This is a genomic window from Maritalea mobilis (assembly GCF_004363175.1).
GTDB lineage: Bacteria > Pseudomonadota > Alphaproteobacteria > Rhizobiales > Devosiaceae > Maritalea > Maritalea mobilis.
This window is the reverse complement of the sequence record NZ_SNYR01000001.1, coordinates 1,485,345-1,499,464: the sequence shown is the minus strand read 5'-3', so window position 1 is coordinate 1,499,464 and position 14,120 is coordinate 1,485,345. Positions and strand designations below refer to the sequence as shown.

Annotated in this window: 12 protein-coding genes; 6 read left to right on the top strand and 6 right to left on the bottom strand. The window is 49.6% G+C overall.

Going from position 1 to position 14,120, the window contains the following annotated elements; all coding sequences use genetic code 11:
* The first annotated feature begins 43 nt into the window (after positions 1-43).
* On the top strand, positions 44-1,375 hold the full coding sequence (gene gdhA / locus ATL17_RS07195) for an NADP-specific glutamate dehydrogenase (protein ID WP_133572057.1): 1,332 nt from the start codon (positions 44-46) through the stop codon (positions 1,373-1,375).
* Here the strand turns inward: gdhA and ATL17_RS07190 are convergent.
* From ATL17_RS07190 to ATL17_RS07175, 4 genes are read right to left on the bottom strand one after another with little or no spacing between them, the layout of a single operon-like run.
* A complete protein-coding gene (locus tag ATL17_RS07190; RefSeq protein ID WP_133572056.1) occupies positions 1,372-2,139 on the bottom strand; it encodes a hypothetical protein in 768 nt (255 codons plus the stop codon). The genes gdhA and ATL17_RS07190 overlap by 4 nt on opposite strands.
* A gap of 4 nt (positions 2,140-2,143) precedes the next feature.
* The gene (locus ATL17_RS07185; protein ID WP_133572055.1) at positions 2,144-2,869 is read right to left on the bottom strand and encodes a fluoroquinolone export ABC transporter permease subunit; all 726 of its coding nucleotides are present in this window, start codon (positions 2,867-2,869) and stop codon (positions 2,144-2,146) included.
* Entirely contained in the window at positions 2,866-3,726 is an 861-nt protein-coding gene (locus tag ATL17_RS07180) for an ABC transporter ATP-binding protein (protein WP_133572054.1), read from the bottom strand. The genes ATL17_RS07185 and ATL17_RS07180 overlap by 4 nt, the downstream gene beginning before the upstream one ends.
* Positions 3,727-4,449, bottom strand: coding sequence for a TetR/AcrR family transcriptional regulator (locus ATL17_RS07175; RefSeq protein WP_133572053.1), 723 nt, complete (start codon positions 4,447-4,449; stop codon positions 3,727-3,729).
* 172 nt (positions 4,450-4,621) lie between these two features.
* Between ATL17_RS07175 and ATL17_RS07170 the strand changes: the two genes are divergently transcribed.
* Positions 4,622-5,209: a hypothetical protein gene (locus ATL17_RS07170; protein ID WP_133572052.1), complete on the top strand. Its 588-nt coding sequence runs from the start codon at positions 4,622-4,624 to the stop codon at positions 5,207-5,209.
* Between the two features lie 133 nt (positions 5,210-5,342).
* The gene (locus ATL17_RS07165; protein ID WP_133572051.1) at positions 5,343-5,927 is read left to right on the top strand and encodes a hypothetical protein; all 585 of its coding nucleotides are present in this window, start codon (positions 5,343-5,345) and stop codon (positions 5,925-5,927) included.
* On the opposite strand, the gene ATL17_RS07160 is transcribed toward ATL17_RS07165, so the two are convergent.
* Together ATL17_RS07160 and ATL17_RS07155 are read right to left on the bottom strand one after the other, a co-directional pair.
* The gene (locus ATL17_RS07160; RefSeq protein WP_133572050.1) at positions 5,924-6,313 is read right to left on the bottom strand and encodes a MerR family transcriptional regulator; all 390 of its coding nucleotides are present in this window, start codon (positions 6,311-6,313) and stop codon (positions 5,924-5,926) included. The genes ATL17_RS07165 and ATL17_RS07160 overlap by 4 nt on opposite strands.
* Positions 6,313-8,019: a long-chain-fatty-acid--CoA ligase gene (locus tag ATL17_RS07155; protein ID WP_166638925.1), complete on the bottom strand. Its 1,707-nt coding sequence runs from the start codon at positions 8,017-8,019 to the stop codon at positions 6,313-6,315. The genes ATL17_RS07160 and ATL17_RS07155 overlap by 1 nt, the downstream gene beginning before the upstream one ends.
* Positions 8,020-8,354: 335 nt before the next feature.
* Between ATL17_RS07155 and ATL17_RS07150 the strand changes: the two genes are divergently transcribed.
* From ATL17_RS07150 to ATL17_RS07140, 3 genes are read left to right on the top strand one after another with little or no spacing between them, the layout of a single operon-like run.
* The gene (locus ATL17_RS07150; protein WP_133572048.1) at positions 8,355-10,817 is read left to right on the top strand and encodes an acyl-CoA dehydrogenase; all 2,463 of its coding nucleotides are present in this window, start codon (positions 8,355-8,357) and stop codon (positions 10,815-10,817) included.
* Positions 10,818-10,835: 18 nt separating this feature from the next.
* Positions 10,836-12,803, top strand: coding sequence for a 3-hydroxyacyl-CoA dehydrogenase NAD-binding domain-containing protein (locus tag ATL17_RS07145; protein ID WP_246028642.1), 1,968 nt, complete (start codon positions 10,836-10,838; stop codon positions 12,801-12,803).
* A gap of 17 nt (positions 12,804-12,820) precedes the next feature.
* On the top strand, positions 12,821-14,104 hold the full coding sequence (locus ATL17_RS07140) for an acetyl-CoA C-acetyltransferase (protein WP_133572047.1): 1,284 nt from the start codon (positions 12,821-12,823) through the stop codon (positions 14,102-14,104).
* Positions 14,105-14,120 lie beyond the last annotated feature (16 nt).

The window sequence follows — 14,120 nt, the reverse complement described above, 5'->3', positions numbered from 1 at the left end:
AATGGCGTTGGCTTGATAAGGTTATTTGCTGCGGAGTGAAAAATTGTCTGATTTTTCTGAAATTATTGAGACCCTTAAACAGAATACGCCAGAGGAGAAACAGTTCCATCAGGCGGTAGAAGAGGTTGCTGCTGATATTGGTGACGAGTTGCGGGCGCATGAAGATTATCGTGCCAACCGCGTTTTTGAACGGCTTTTGGTGCCAGATCGCATTATTCAGTTCCGCGTGTCTTGGTTGGATGATGATCAGAATATTCAGATCAATAATGGATGGCGCGTGCAATATAACAATGCGCTTGGACCCTATAAAGGTGGCCTGCGGTTTGCCCCTAATGTGCGCTTAGACACGTTTAAATTTTTGGGTTTTGAACAGACCTTCAAGAATGCTTTGACCGGCCTGCCGATGGGCGGTGGCAAGGGGGGATCTGACTTCGACCCTAAAGGTAAAAGTGAACATGAAGTGATGCGGTTTTGCCAAGCCTTTATGCAGGAACTTTATCGACACATTGGCTCAGACAGAGATGTGCCAGCGGGCGACATTGGGGTCGGCAATCGAGAAATTGGATTTCTATATGGTGCTTATAAGCAATTGACGGGGCGCCATGAGGCGGTGCTGACGGGCAAGAACCCCGGCTTTGGTGGCAGCTGTGTGCGCAAAGAGGCAACGGGCTATGGCTGTGTTTATTTTTTGATGAATATGTTGGCGCACTGTGATGATGATATCAAAGGTAAGCGATGCGCTGTGTCTGGCGCTGGCAATGTGGCGCTTTATACGGCGAAAAAACTGATTGAGCGCAATGCGAAGGTCGTCACCCTTTCAGATAGCCAAGGCTATATTATCAAAAATGACGGATTTGACTTTGAGGAGCTCGAGCAGATCATTGAACTAAAGGAACAAAAACGTGGGACACTTGCTGATTTTGAAGCAGAAAATGTGCGTTATCATGAAGGCAAAAAGCCTTGGGGCGAGGATTTTGAGATTGCCATACCTGCCGCCACGCAAAATGAAGTGAGCGGGGCCGATATGGCGAAAATGATTGATGGCAATTTGGAAATTGTGTGTGAGGCGGCAAATATGCCGTTGCAAGCCGAAGCCCGCGAAAAGGCGCAAGAAAAAGGCATTGTGATCGCACCAGCAAAAGCGGCCAATGCCGGTGGTGTTGCTGTATCAGGGCTGGAGCGCAGCCAGAATGCGATGCATCTTTCATGGCCAGCGGAAAAAGTGGATAAGCGCCTGCGCAAGATTATGAAGCAAATCCATAAGGATTGTGTTGCCTGTGCGCAGGATGGGAAGCGGCCCGACTATATTCAAGGGGCAAATATAGCCGGGTTCCGCAGGGTTGCTGACGCAATTCTGGCCTATGGGGTCGTCTAGGCCAGTCGGCTGAGTGTTTTGCGCAGCATGGAGAGCATGATGAAGATCAGCGCCAATTGGGTGACGATGCCCAATAGGATTGCGATCCACCAGTTAGGGTCGCCATCAAGCACCATCCAATAGGCTTTGGTGGCGAAGAAGGGCGGGAAAATGCCCGCAAGCCAATCGAAAGGTTGTGGGATGAACCATCCGCCGAGAATGACCCAGCCAGCAACCGCGGTGAATTTGGCCATGCCAAACCCTTGCAGTTTGTTTTGTGCAAACACCGCATAGAATAAAGCAGTTATGGGCGAGGTGAGGCAGGCCGTGGCGCCGATAATGATGTTTTGTGGCAAAGGCGGCACATGCATGCCCACGGTGTAGATCATGCCCAAATAGGCAACAAAGCTTAGCAAGGCAGGCACCGCCAAACGGAAACCAATGAATTGACTGATTTTGATGGGGGTAACCTGCATGGCAACGAGGGTTTTGTCTTCCTTTTCATCAAGGAAAAGAAAACCGTAAATCGCGCCAGCAAGCAGTGTGCCTTGAAAGACGATCAGATAGCCGATCAACAAAGGGAAATAGGCGGAAAGCGGATCAGGGAAATTGGGGCCGGGCATAATGCCATTGGCCTGCAATTGCTGATCTAGCGCGGGCAGCAAAAAGCGAACGGCTAGTGCCATGATGACCATAAAGCTGAACATGAGCAGCAAAAAACGGTCACGTGCGATCAATTTGAGATCGGTCTGGGTTAGGCGTTTGATATGAGCAGTGGACAGCATTGGTCTATCCCATCTTTTCAATAATATGTTTGTCAAAGGCGGCCTTGGCCCAAAAGGTGAGGACGACCAGCAAGATTGACGTGTAAGCAATGGCGTAAATCTGCTCCCACCCTGCCAATTGTCGATAGGCGCCCATGATGACCATGGTTGGGGCGCTGGTGGGGATGATGAGCAAGCTCCAATGTTTCACAAGTCCGAGGAAATAAAGAAACGGCAATTGCAAGGTCACCGCAACAAAGGCCATGGGCAGCAGGAAATCAGTGATGGTTTTATAGCGCACAACCAAGGCGATGCCGATCAGTGTGAATACTGTACCAATGGAGAGAATGCCCAAAATCAACCAAAGGGGATTTGGCAGGATGATTGGCTCTTTAAACGAAAGAATAGCAATTGCGCCCGCCAAAGAAATAAAGGTTTCCAGCGTGGCCAGCATGACCAGTGAGCATACTTTCGCCATTAAATATTCTCGGTCACGCAGGGGCGTGATGACGGTGGCGGCGATGGTGCCTTCATCTTTTTCAAAGATCACCATGCCCGCAACATAAAGCATGGTCGTGCCGCCAATGATGAGGACAACAAGGGCAGGGAAGGCCAAGCCCAATTGCTCCATATTGACCAGTTGCGACAAGACGATTGCGATGAGCGCCGATATGACAATGCCAATGTGATAAAGCTTGTTGCGGAATTGAACCCGCACATCGGTCTTAAACTGGTTCCAAAGTCGGGTCATTGCACCAATTCCTTACCCGTCACTTCAATGAAGATATTGTCGAGCGTGGTTTCTTGGGTGTGAATGCGCTCAATGTGACGATCGGACTGAATGAGTTTTAGGAAATCCTGGTTGTGGCCAAGGCCATCTAACTCAAACTCTTTATTGATCAAATTGTCATTGTCGACATAATCTACACGCACGCTTCGCTTGCCATATTTGGCCTTCAGTTTTTCCGGTGCATCGATGGTTGAAATTTTGCCATTGGTGATGAAGGCGACACGGTCGCACAGCTCGTCAGCCAAGCTCATATTGTGGGTGGTGACGAAAATGGTTGTGCCTTTTTCGCGCAAACTCAACACCAAATCTTTAATGCGTTTTGCGTTGACAGGGTCGAGGCCTGATGTTGGCTCATCGAGAAATAGAATTTTTGGATTGTGCATCAATGCCCGGGCCACATTGAGGCGGATCTTCATGCCTTTGGAAAAATCAGATGCCAATTTATCGGCATCATTGTGCAAATCGACCCAATTCAGAACTGTGTCGGGGTCGAACTTGATATGTTTATAAAAGCCTGCGAAATGTTCCAAATTCTCGCGCGCAGTGAGCTTGAGATAATGATTGGGCAACTCAAAAGAAACGCCAATATGCTCATAAAGCGTATTGTCCCAATCATGAACTTCCTTATCCATCACTTTGATGGAGCCGCGATAGTTTTTCAGCAGGCCGATCATGATTTTTTGTGTGGTGGATTTGCCAGAGCCTGATGGCCCGAGAAAGCCTAAAATTTCGCCCTTGTCGATGTTAAAATCGAGGCCCTTAAGCGTGTCTTTCGACGCGCCGGCATAGGCGAATTGCAAATTTTCTACACGGATCATTTAACTCTCCTTTGAGGCAGCATTGGCCAGCTGCGCGGCGATAAATTCTTTTTGAGCTTCAGTATAAAGTTGGCGCAGAATGCGTTTGCCGGTTTCACTGTCGGCGCCGTTTTCAGGGGTGAGGGCGCGTTGCATAAAATCGGCAATGCCCTTCACCACATCATCGGTTGGGGGAATGTGCTCACTGGGTACAAATTCTGAAATGGTGACCATGCCGAAGCTGATCATATCCATGATATGCGCCACCACTTTCGGGTCTAGTTCTTCGCGGATTGCACCGGCCTGCTGCATCAGGGCCACAAATTCGTGACGCATACCTTGGCGCTGGTTTTTGACGAAAAAATTGTCTTTCTTTTTGAGGTAGTTGCCGAGAATGCTGCCATCTTGCCGCATGATCACGGCCATGAGCGGTGTGCGATCAATCACTTTGAGCATGTTGAGATACATATTGCCGATCAGGCCGCCTTGCGGGTCTTCCTCAATGGCGGTGAACCAATCAGCCGAAAAGCCGAGCATGGCGCGTACCAAAAGCTTTTCCACCAACTCATCTTTAGAGTTGAAATGGAGATAAACGGCACCTTTTGAGATGCCGGCTTCGGTTGCAATGTCAGAAACAGTGGTTTTGTCATAGCCGAATTTGACCAGAAGTCGCTCGGCCGCAGCATAGATATCCTGTTCGCGTTCGCTGATGTCGAGATCAACCAAAAGCGTGTTGTTTGCCATAAATATTTTTGCCTCAAATTCGAATTTTTGACAATTTGACCGAAAATGCAAAATTGGTCAAATGGTTTTTTGAGGTGGCTTTTGGTTGATAAGAAAGTGGCTTGTAAATTTTAAGTTGTGTTTTATTCAAATATAACTAGATTTTGTTCCAGTAAATTTGCTGGGCAGTTAAATGCTGGATAGAACAGTTGCAATTGTTTGCGCGGAATCGGGCGCATGGCCAAATGCCTTTCGAGACAATTTAAGTAGTCTTGGTGTGGGGCATGTTGAGATTGTGGCAAATGTTGACCATTTTGAGGGTGCGATTGACCCGGACCACATAAATTTCATTTTCTTCCAGCAAGCCGTTGGTCTTCACTTTATGATGAAGGCCTTGCGCATTTTACGCATGTATCCCCGCGGTGATGTAAAATATTCACCCGCCATATTGATGGCGCGTGAGCTGGTGGAGAAGCAATTGCGGCAAATGGTGGAGCTGGGATTTGATGACGTTATTCAATTCCCCTGCACCAAAGGCATGTTGCGCCACCGCATGCATAACCAGTTGATGAGTCCCATTTCCTATTTTATCACTCAAGATTATTTTGGCCCGGATCGTCGGGCCTTTTTTGAAGGGGAGGCGGGTATAAAACCTAGATTTGGCACACGTTCTTATGAACGTCGCACCTTTATCCGCAGCCCAGAACATGGGGTTGCGGTTATGGATGTTCAAAAGTTTGATCCTGAAGAAACCCAAGGCGCTGATCAGATTGAAATCTGATAAAGCACGATAAGTATTTTACCTTATATAAACCTTAAATATTTGAATCTGTGAATTTGAGTGCAGAGTTCGCAATTCGATAAGGAATTTGCCGCCTAATATTTGGATATTTTAGGCAGATTAAGATTTGAGCATGTTTAAGAGAAGTTGCGCGTTTATCATTTGCGCTGACGGGGCGTGGGCAAAAAGTTTTCATACAGTTTTGGCAGAGCTTGGCTTTGGTCAAATTGAGCATATTCACGATACAAAAAGTATCAATGTTGTGCCATTTGCTCGACCATTACAATTTTGCTTTTTAACGCATACGAGCCCTCGCCACGAGATACAAACTGCCATTCGCACCGTGCGCCAACATAAGCATGAGCGACATCGTTTTTCCCCGATGATTTTGTTGGCACGTGATCTATCGCGGCAGCAAATTCACGATTATGTCGCGATGGGGCTGGACGATATTTTGCAGTTTCCGTGTTCGTTGAAGTTTATGGATGCGCGATTGAAGCGGCAAATTAGCAAGCCGTTGAAATATTACGAAACCGAGGATTATTTCGGGCCAGATCGGCGGCGAAGCCAAGATGAGCTACCGCAGCAGGGCGAGCAAAGAAAAGGGCAATCCGATTATCGCCGGTATTTGATACAGCGTGATCCGTTTAAAGGATCCCACATTTTAGATGTGTATGACCATGAGGCGCACGCAACCCCGGTGGATCAGGTCGGCTAAGCGCTTTTCTTGTTCAGTTGTTCGAGGGCATAGCTCCGCATGCCTTCAAGTTCTTCAATGGCTTTTTCAAGGTCATGCTTTTGCGCGTTGAGCTGATCAAGACGAGAATTGACGCGATTAAGCAAATGCTGGGTTTGAGCCGTTTTGGTGCGATCTGCATCGTAAAGCTCTAGATATTCAGAAATTTCTTTGAGAGAAAAGCCGAGCCTTTTGCCGCGCAAGATGAGCAATAATCTGGTGCGGTCTCGACGGCGGAACACGCGGGTGGTGCCCACCCGATCCGGCTTTAACAGTCCTTTGGATTCATAAAACCGGATCGTGCGGGTGGAGATGTCGAATTCCTTCGCCAATTCTGTGATGGCGTAAAGTTCTTTTTGGTCGCCCATTAGCTTTTCTTCAGCTTGTTATATTCGTCGCGCAAATCATTTTTAGACAATTTGCCCACCAGCGTTTTTGGCAGTTCGCTTTTGAAAATGATTTCGCGTGGCATTTCGATTTTGGACAAATATTGTTTGAGGTGCTCGCGCATCTGTTCTTCGGTGAGTGTTGAGCCTTCAACGCGCTTCACAAAGGCGATGGGCGCTTCGCCGCGATATTCATCTTCCACCCCAATCACGTTGCACTCATCCACATCTGAATGTTGATATAATGCGTCCTCAATGGTGCGAGGATAAACGTTGAAGCCCGAGCAAATGATAATGTCTTTGATCCGGTCAACAATATAGATGTGGCCATCTTCATCGACATAGCCCACATCGCCGGTGCGGAAATAGCCTTCAAAGAAGGACTTTTCGTTGGCTTCATCATTATCGAGATAGCCGGGCATGACTTGCGGCCCTTTTGCGACGAGTTCGCCGCGCTCGCCTGGTGCTACAAATTTGGTTGGGTCTTCCACATCCAAAAATTGCACATCAGTGCCGGGCAGGGGCATGCCAATCGAATTGTCTTTATTGGGCGCGTAAAGTGGCGAGCAGCATAGCACGGGTGATGTTTCGGTGAGGCCATAGCCCTCTGCGATGCGGCCGCCCGTTGCTTTGGAGAAGGCCTGCTTGGTTTCATTGGGCAATGCGGCGCCGCCAGAAATGCCAATTTTAAGGCTGCTTAGATCATATTTTTCGCGTTCCGGTGCCGTGGCCAACGCGTGAGACAAAGTTGGCACTGCGGGCAAAATGCTGGCGCGGGTGCGATTGATCATTTCGAGCAGGGATTTGCGCTCATAGCGCGGCAACATGGCCACCTTTACGCCGCTGGTGAGCGGGGTGTTCATGCACACGGTCATCGCAAAAATGTGGAAGAATGGAATAACAGCCGCCAAGGTTGCTGGCGGGCGGAAGAGGTCCACGCCCCAAAGGTCGATTTGGCTTAAGTTGGCGGCGATGTTGCCATGGGTCAAAACCGCAGCTTTTGGCAAGCCCGTTGTGCCGCCAGTGAACTGCAGCACTGCCATATCATCTTTATCAATTTCGACAGGATCCGCCTTGAGGTTTTTGTCCAGCAAATCGTGCCAGCTGATGGTTTTTTGCTGAACCGATACGCTTTCAACTTTGGCCAAGTCCTTGCCTTTGAAGATTTTGAACAGAAACTTCTTCAAAGTGGGGAGGGCAGTTGGGAAATGCGAAACAACAAGCTTGTCAGCAAGGTTCTCCTGCATCAGCTTTTCTGCTTTTTCCAATGTCAATTTCAGGTCGGTGGTGACCAGAATATCCGCATCGGAGTTTTTCAGAATGTGTGTCAATTCTGAATGGGTGTAGAGCGGGTTGCAATTGACGATGGAAGCGCCGACTTTCAGCGCAGCATAATAAATGACGGGGAAGAAGGGGGTGTTGGGCAGCAACAGTGCCACACGGCTTCCCTTTTTAATGTCCAGCTCTTTTTGCAGGGCGCCTGCCATGCGTTCGATCTGGTCGCCCATTTCAGCATAGCTGGTTTCGGCGCCCAGAAAATCCATGGCGATCAGCGAGGCATGTTCTTTAACGGCCTGCTCAATTCGTGTGGGCACGGGCGTTGTGTCGATCTCAGCAAAATAATCAATGCCTTCAGGATAATTCTCAATCCAAGGCTGGTATGGCTTATGCTTTGTCTTGTCGGTCATGTTCTGCTCCCTCATGCCCCAAAAACGCGCCCCCTCTTGCGCGGGTTCCTAAATTATATTCAGATATTGACGTTAACGTCAATTAAGCGACGTAATTTTAGTTGGAAAATGAACAAAATGCATTCTGACGCGTTATGCTTATGTTTTTACGGCGAAATTCAGCTTATTGCCGATAAAGTCATTTGATTGACGTTAACGTGAATATGTGCCAATATCGCGATCCAAGGCTCTTGTGGCCTATTAAATGTGGTTGCGCATGTCGCAAAAAAGGCAAAAACTTATGGTCAGTCTAATGGGCTATAAGAGTTGTCCGAAGGCCCGTTTGGGAGGGTGAAATGACACTATTAATGACGCTAATCTTTATTGTTGGATTTGTTGCTTTGGCGCTGTTCGAAGCCAAGCTCATTTTTTGGGGGCTAGCCGCGCTTGCATACGCCGCTTTGGTGTTGGCGCTGAATGGCGCATTGTCTCTCAACTTTGTGGCCATTCTCGCCTTTATCCCGGGTGCGGTGTTCTTGTTGCTCAGCGTGCCGATGATCCGTCGGCTTGTGCTCACCAACCATATTTATAAAGCCGTAAAATCTATTTTGCCTCGTGTATCGCGCACCGAGCAGGAAGCGCTGGATGCTGGCACTGTAGGTTGGGATGCGGAATTGTTTTCTGGGCGTCCGCGTTGGAACAAATTGCTTGATATTGAAAAGCCGCATTTGACGGAAGAAGAGCAGGCATTTTTAGATGGCCCAACCGAAGAAGCCTGTAAAATGATTGACGATTGGGACACGCGCCACAATCGGGCAGATATGCCAGAGGAAGTTTGGCAGTTCCTGAAAGATAATGGCTTTTTGGGTATGTTGATTTCCAAAGACCATGGCGGTTTGGGCTTTTCTGCTCAAGCACAATCAATGATTGTTTCTAAGATTGCGGGGCGCTCTATTGCGGCCGGGATTACCGTTATGGTGCCCAACTCTTTGGGGCCGGGCGAATTGCTCGAAAAATACGGCACAAAAGAACAGCAAGATAAGTATTTGGAGCGTTTGGCGACAGGTAAAGAAGTGCCTTGTTTTGCACTGACGGCGCCGCACGCTGGTTCGGACGCAGCAGGTATGCGCGACGTGGGTGTTGTGTGTGAAGGCATGCATGAGGGCAAGAAAGTTTTGGGCGTGAAGCTGAATTGGGAAAAGCGTTACATCACGCTTGGCCCTGTTGCCACATTGCTTGGCTTGGCCTTCAATCTTTATGACCCTGAGAATCGCTTGGGCAAAGGCACCAATGTTGGCATCACATTGGCCCTGATCCCAACTGATCATGAAGGGGTAAATATTGGACGTCGTCACTATCCAGCCCGTTCTGCCTTTATGAATGGTCCAAACTCTGGCAAGGATGTGTTTATTCCGCTGGATTGGATTATTGGCGGCACCGAATATTGTGGCCAAGGTTGGCGCATGTTGATGGAATGTTTATCTACTGGTCGGGCGATTTCACTGCCTGCCATCGGCACCGTATCCATCAAACAGGCCCTGCGGGTGACGTCAGCTTATGCACGTATCCGTCGTCAGTTTGGTATTTCCATCGGGATGATGGAGGGCGTGGCAGAGCCAATCGCGCGTTTGGTGAAGTCTGCCTATATGTTTGAAGGCGCACGGGCCACAACTGCCGCTATGGTGGATGAAGGGCAAAAGCCTTCTGTGATCTCAGCGCTTTTGAAATATCGCACTACGGACGCAATGCGTGAGCGGATTAACGACGCGATGGATGTGCATGGCGGTCGCGCGGTTTGTGATGGCCCATCGAACTATTTGTTCTCTGGCTATCAGGCAACGCCAGTGGCGATCACCGTGGAAGGGGCGAATATTTTGACCCGCACATTGATCACCTTCGCGCAAGGCGCACTACGGGCACATCCGTTTCTATATAAAGAGATTTCAGCGGCACAGAATGACAATGTTGCTGAAGGGCAAAAGGCATTCGATAAGGCCTTTGCAGGGCATACAGGCTTTATGTTGCGCAATATTCTCGCGAGCTTCTTGCACAGTCTGACCTTTGGTCGTTTTGCGTCCTCACCACGCAACGGCCCCACCAAGATCTACTATCAGCGCTTGCACCGTTACGCGCAAAACTTTGCGCTTGTGGGTGACTGGGTTGTTGCATTCTTGGGCGGCGATTTGAAGCGTAAGCAGCGCATTTCCGGTCGCATGGCGGATATTCTGTCTGACCTTTATTTGATGTCGACTACTTTGAAGCGGTGGGAAGATGATGGTGCGATTGCGGATGATCTGCCGATTGTGCAAGCTATCGCTGAAGATCGGTTTGCTGCAATTGAACATAGCTTTGATCAGGTATTCAACAATTTCCCAAATCCGGCTTTAAGGGTGTTAATGCGCTTTTTGGTGTTCCCATTGGGGCGCCGTGCAAAAGGGTCTTCAGACCGGGAAAATTATCGTTTGGCCAAAGCCATGCTGCGTCACTCCGAACAGCGTGATCGCTTGACGCGCGACATCTTCGTGAGCTTTGATCCAAATGACCGTACAGGCATTTTGGAAGATACATTGCAGAAAGTGGAAGAAGCGGAAGAGATTGAAAAGCGCTTTATCCGCGCCCTGAAGAAAGGCGAGATTGCGCGTCGCCTTGACCGTGATGCCATTGATGATGCGGTGGAAAAAGGTATTTTGAACGATAATGAGGCCGGGATTTTGCGTGCGGCGGATGAAGCAACGGACAAAGTGATCCAAGTGGATGACTTTTCTTCAGATGAGCTAAGCGCCGATCGCGGCAACCGCAAAAATGTTGCGGCAGAATAATAAATGGGAGCGAACACAGTGGCACAACCGAAAATGCCAACATTGAAATATTGGCACTTTGAGATTGATGTGGAGCAGATTGGCTGGCTCACCATCGATACGCCAAAATCACCCGTGAATGTTTTGGGCCGTGATTGCATTGAAGAGCTTGAAAAGCTGGTGCTGCGGTTTGAAGACTTGGCCGCATCTGGTGAACTGGCGGGTGTGGTGTTGCTGTCTGCCAAAGATAATGGCTTTATCGCCGGCGCAGATGTGCGCGAATTTGATGAGATGAGTGATCCATCAATTCTGCCTGCAGCGCTGGAGCGCACCCACGCGATTTTCAACAAGATTGAAAGTCTCTCTATTCCGGTTGTGGCCGGGATTCACGGGTTCTGCCTTGGTGGTGGTTTAGAGCTTGCTTTGGCGTGTCACTATCGCATTGCCGTCAATGATGATGGGACCAAGCTTGGGTTCCCTGAAGTGAAGCTGGGCATCTTTCCAGGGTTTGGCGGCACCGGCCGCTCAATCCGGCAGGCTGGTCCAATCGCGGCGATGACGGCGATGCTGACAGGTAAATTTTATCGCGCCAGCCAAGCCAAAGGCTTGGGCCTTGTTGATAAGCTGGTGACCCATCGCGACCAGTTGCGTTGGGCGGGTCGTAAGGCTGTCATGCAGCGTCAGCGTGCAAAGCCTGCTTCATTTACCAAACGTGTGATGGCTATGGGGCCGTTGCGGGGTTACACCGCCAATAAAATGCGGGAGCAGACCAAAAAGAAAGCTAACCCAAAGCATTATCCTGCACCGCACAAATTGATCGATCTCTATGAAAAATATGGGGATGACCCGAAGGCCTTTATCAAGGCGGAGATTGAACATTTTCCAGAACTGATGGCCAGCGACACTGCTGAGAATTTGCGGCGCGTTTTCTTCTTGTCAGAAGGATTGAAGGCGCAAGGCGTTAAGGGTGAAAAGCCAACTTTCCGCCGGGTGCATGTTGTCGGCGCTGGTGTGATGGGTGGCGATATTGCAGCATGGTGTGCCTTGCGCGGCATGGAAGTTACCCTGCAAGATTTGGATATGGAGCGCATTACGCCAGCATTGAAGCGCGCGAAAAAACTATTCCAAAAACGTTTGAAAAAATCGCAAGCGGTGGACGCTGCGGTTTCTCGCCTGGTGGCGGACCCTGAGGGTAAGGGCGTGGCCCGTGCTGATGTGGTGATTGAAGCTATTGTTGAGAATTTGGAGATCAAGCAGAAGCTGTTTGCAGAGCTTGAGCCGAAGATGAAAAAAGACGCCATCATGGCGACCAACACATCTTCTATACCGTTAGAAGACATTGCATCTGCATTGAAACAACCAAAGCGCTTGATCGGCTTGCACTTCTTCAATCCGGTGGCGCAATTGCCGCTGGTTGAGGTGATCAAGCAGGCGAAAAACTCAGATGCGCAGGTGCGCATGGGCGCGAGCTTTTGCACGGCTATCTCAAAAAGCCCTGTGGTTGTGAAAAGTGAAAAAGGCTTTTTGGTCAACCGCGTGTTGATGCCTTATATGCTGCAAGCCGTGATGCGGGTTGAGAATGGCGAAAATGCCGAGCAGATCGATAAGGCTGCTGTGGCGTTTGGCATGCCAATGGGTCCCATTGAATTGATGGATGTTGTTGGCCTTGACGTGGGTAAAGCCGTTGCGGAAGAGCTTGGTCAAGAGGTGAAAGAGGGCGGCAAATTTGCTGATCTTGTCGCCAAAGGTCATTTGGGTCGTAAAACTGGCCAAGGCTTTTACAAATGGGAAGATGGCAAAGCGCAAAAAGGTGATGCCGCCCCACACGCCAATCTGGAAGGCTTGGGCCGCGACTTGGTTCAGCCTTTGGTGGATGAGTGTGAAGTGTGCGTGAAAGAAGGGATTGTGGCCGATGCCGACATGGCGGATATCGGCGTGATCTTCGGCACTGGATTTGCACCGTTCCTCGGCGGGCCGCTTAAAGCGCGCCGCGATGGCAAAGCATAAGATAGGGATTTGGGATTATGACAAAAACACTTAAGCGTGTCGCAATTGTTGGCAGTGCCCGTATTCCTTTTTGCCGGGCGCATACGGGCTACCGTGATGAAACCAACTTGTCGATGATGACAGGTGCCCTTAAAGGGCTGGTGGACAAGTATAAGCTTAAAGACACTCATATTGATGAGGTGATGGGCGGCGTTGTGCTTAATCACAGTCGCGATTTTAACATTGCGCGCGAGGCAGCGCTGAATGCGGGTTTGGCGCCTTCAACGCCGGGTACGACCGTGCAAATTGCATGTGGCACATCATTGCAGGCTGCGTTGCTGATCGCGGGTAAAATCGCCAGTGGTGAGATTGAAAGCGGCATTGCTTGTGGTGCGGACAGCGTGAGCGACAGCCCGATCGTATTTGGGCCGAAATTCTCCAAGCGCATGATCAATTTAAGTCGCACAAAAACCATTGGGCAAAAGCTTGGTGTGTTTAAAGGCTTTAGCTTTGGCGAAGTGATGCCAAACGCGCCGTCTACTGCGGAGCCGCGCACAGGCCTTTCCATGGGGCAGCATTGCGAGTTGATGGCGCGCGAGTGGGAGCTGACCCGCGAAGAGCAGGATGAATGGGCGCTTGGTTCGCACAAAAAAGCGGCCCAAGCCTATGAAGATGGCTTTCATGATGATTTGATTGTGCCGCATGCAGGCATTGTGCGCGATAATAATGTGCGTGCGGACAGCACAATGGAAAAGATGGCCAGCTTGAAACCGAGCTTTGATCGGAAGTCTGGTCACGGCACGTTGACAGCCGCCAACTCTACGCCTTTGACCGACGGTGCGGCTTCGGTGTTGTTGGCAAGTGAAGAGTGGGCGAAGGAACGCGGCTTGCCGATTTTGGGCTATTTGCGCACAGGCGCAGTGAGCGCCAATGATTTTGCCCATGGTGATGGGCTGCTTATGGCGCCGACCATTGCTGTTTCCAACATGTTGGCACGCGAAGAGTTGAGCTTTGCCGATATTGATCTGTTTGAAATTCACGAAGCTTTTGCGGCAGTGCTTTTGTGCACCGTGAAGGCTTTTGCAGATAAAGCCTACAACAAACAGGTTTTGGGTCGGGATAAACCGCTGGGGAAAATTGATCTGAACAAGGTTAATCTCACCGGGTCGAGCGTGGCATATGGTCACCCATTTGCGGCGACAGGCGCCCGAATCCTTGGGGCGACGGTCAATTTGCTTGAACGTGAAAAGAAAAATCGGGCCTTAATTTCTGTTTGTACAGCGGGCGGACAGGGTGTTGCCGCTATTGTTGAGCGAAATTAAGGGTTTATTTTTATTG

Excerpts from the sequence above, each read along its gene's own strand:
- ATL17_RS07190 (WP_133572056.1), bottom strand. The coding sequence starts at position 2,139 with ATGCTGTCCACTGCTCATATCAAACGCCTAACCCAGACCGATCTCAAA.
- ATL17_RS07150 (WP_133572048.1), top strand. The coding sequence starts at position 8,355 with ATGACACTATTAATGACGCTAATCTTTATTGTTGGATTTGTTGCTTTG.
- ATL17_RS07160 (WP_133572050.1), bottom strand. The coding sequence starts at position 6,313 with ATGGGCGACCAAAAAGAACTTTACGCCATCACAGAATTGGCGAAGGAA.
- ATL17_RS07180 (WP_133572054.1), bottom strand. The coding sequence starts at position 3,726 with ATGATCCGTGTAGAAAATTTGCAATTCGCCTATGCCGGCGCGTCGAAA.
- ATL17_RS07155 (WP_166638925.1), bottom strand. The coding sequence starts at position 8,019 with ATGACCGACAAGACAAAGCATAAGCCATACCAGCCTTGGATTGAGAAT.
- ATL17_RS07175 (WP_133572053.1), bottom strand. The coding sequence starts at position 4,449 with ATGGCAAACAACACGCTTTTGGTTGATCTCGACATCAGCGAACGCGAA.
- ATL17_RS07170 (WP_133572052.1), top strand. The coding sequence starts at position 4,622 with ATGCTGGATAGAACAGTTGCAATTGTTTGCGCGGAATCGGGCGCATGG.
- ATL17_RS07185 (WP_133572055.1), bottom strand. The coding sequence starts at position 2,869 with ATGACCCGACTTTGGAACCAGTTTAAGACCGATGTGCGGGTTCAATTC.
- ATL17_RS07165 (WP_133572051.1), top strand. The coding sequence starts at position 5,343 with ATGTTTAAGAGAAGTTGCGCGTTTATCATTTGCGCTGACGGGGCGTGG.
- ATL17_RS07140 (WP_133572047.1), top strand. The coding sequence starts at position 12,821 with ATGACAAAAACACTTAAGCGTGTCGCAATTGTTGGCAGTGCCCGTATT.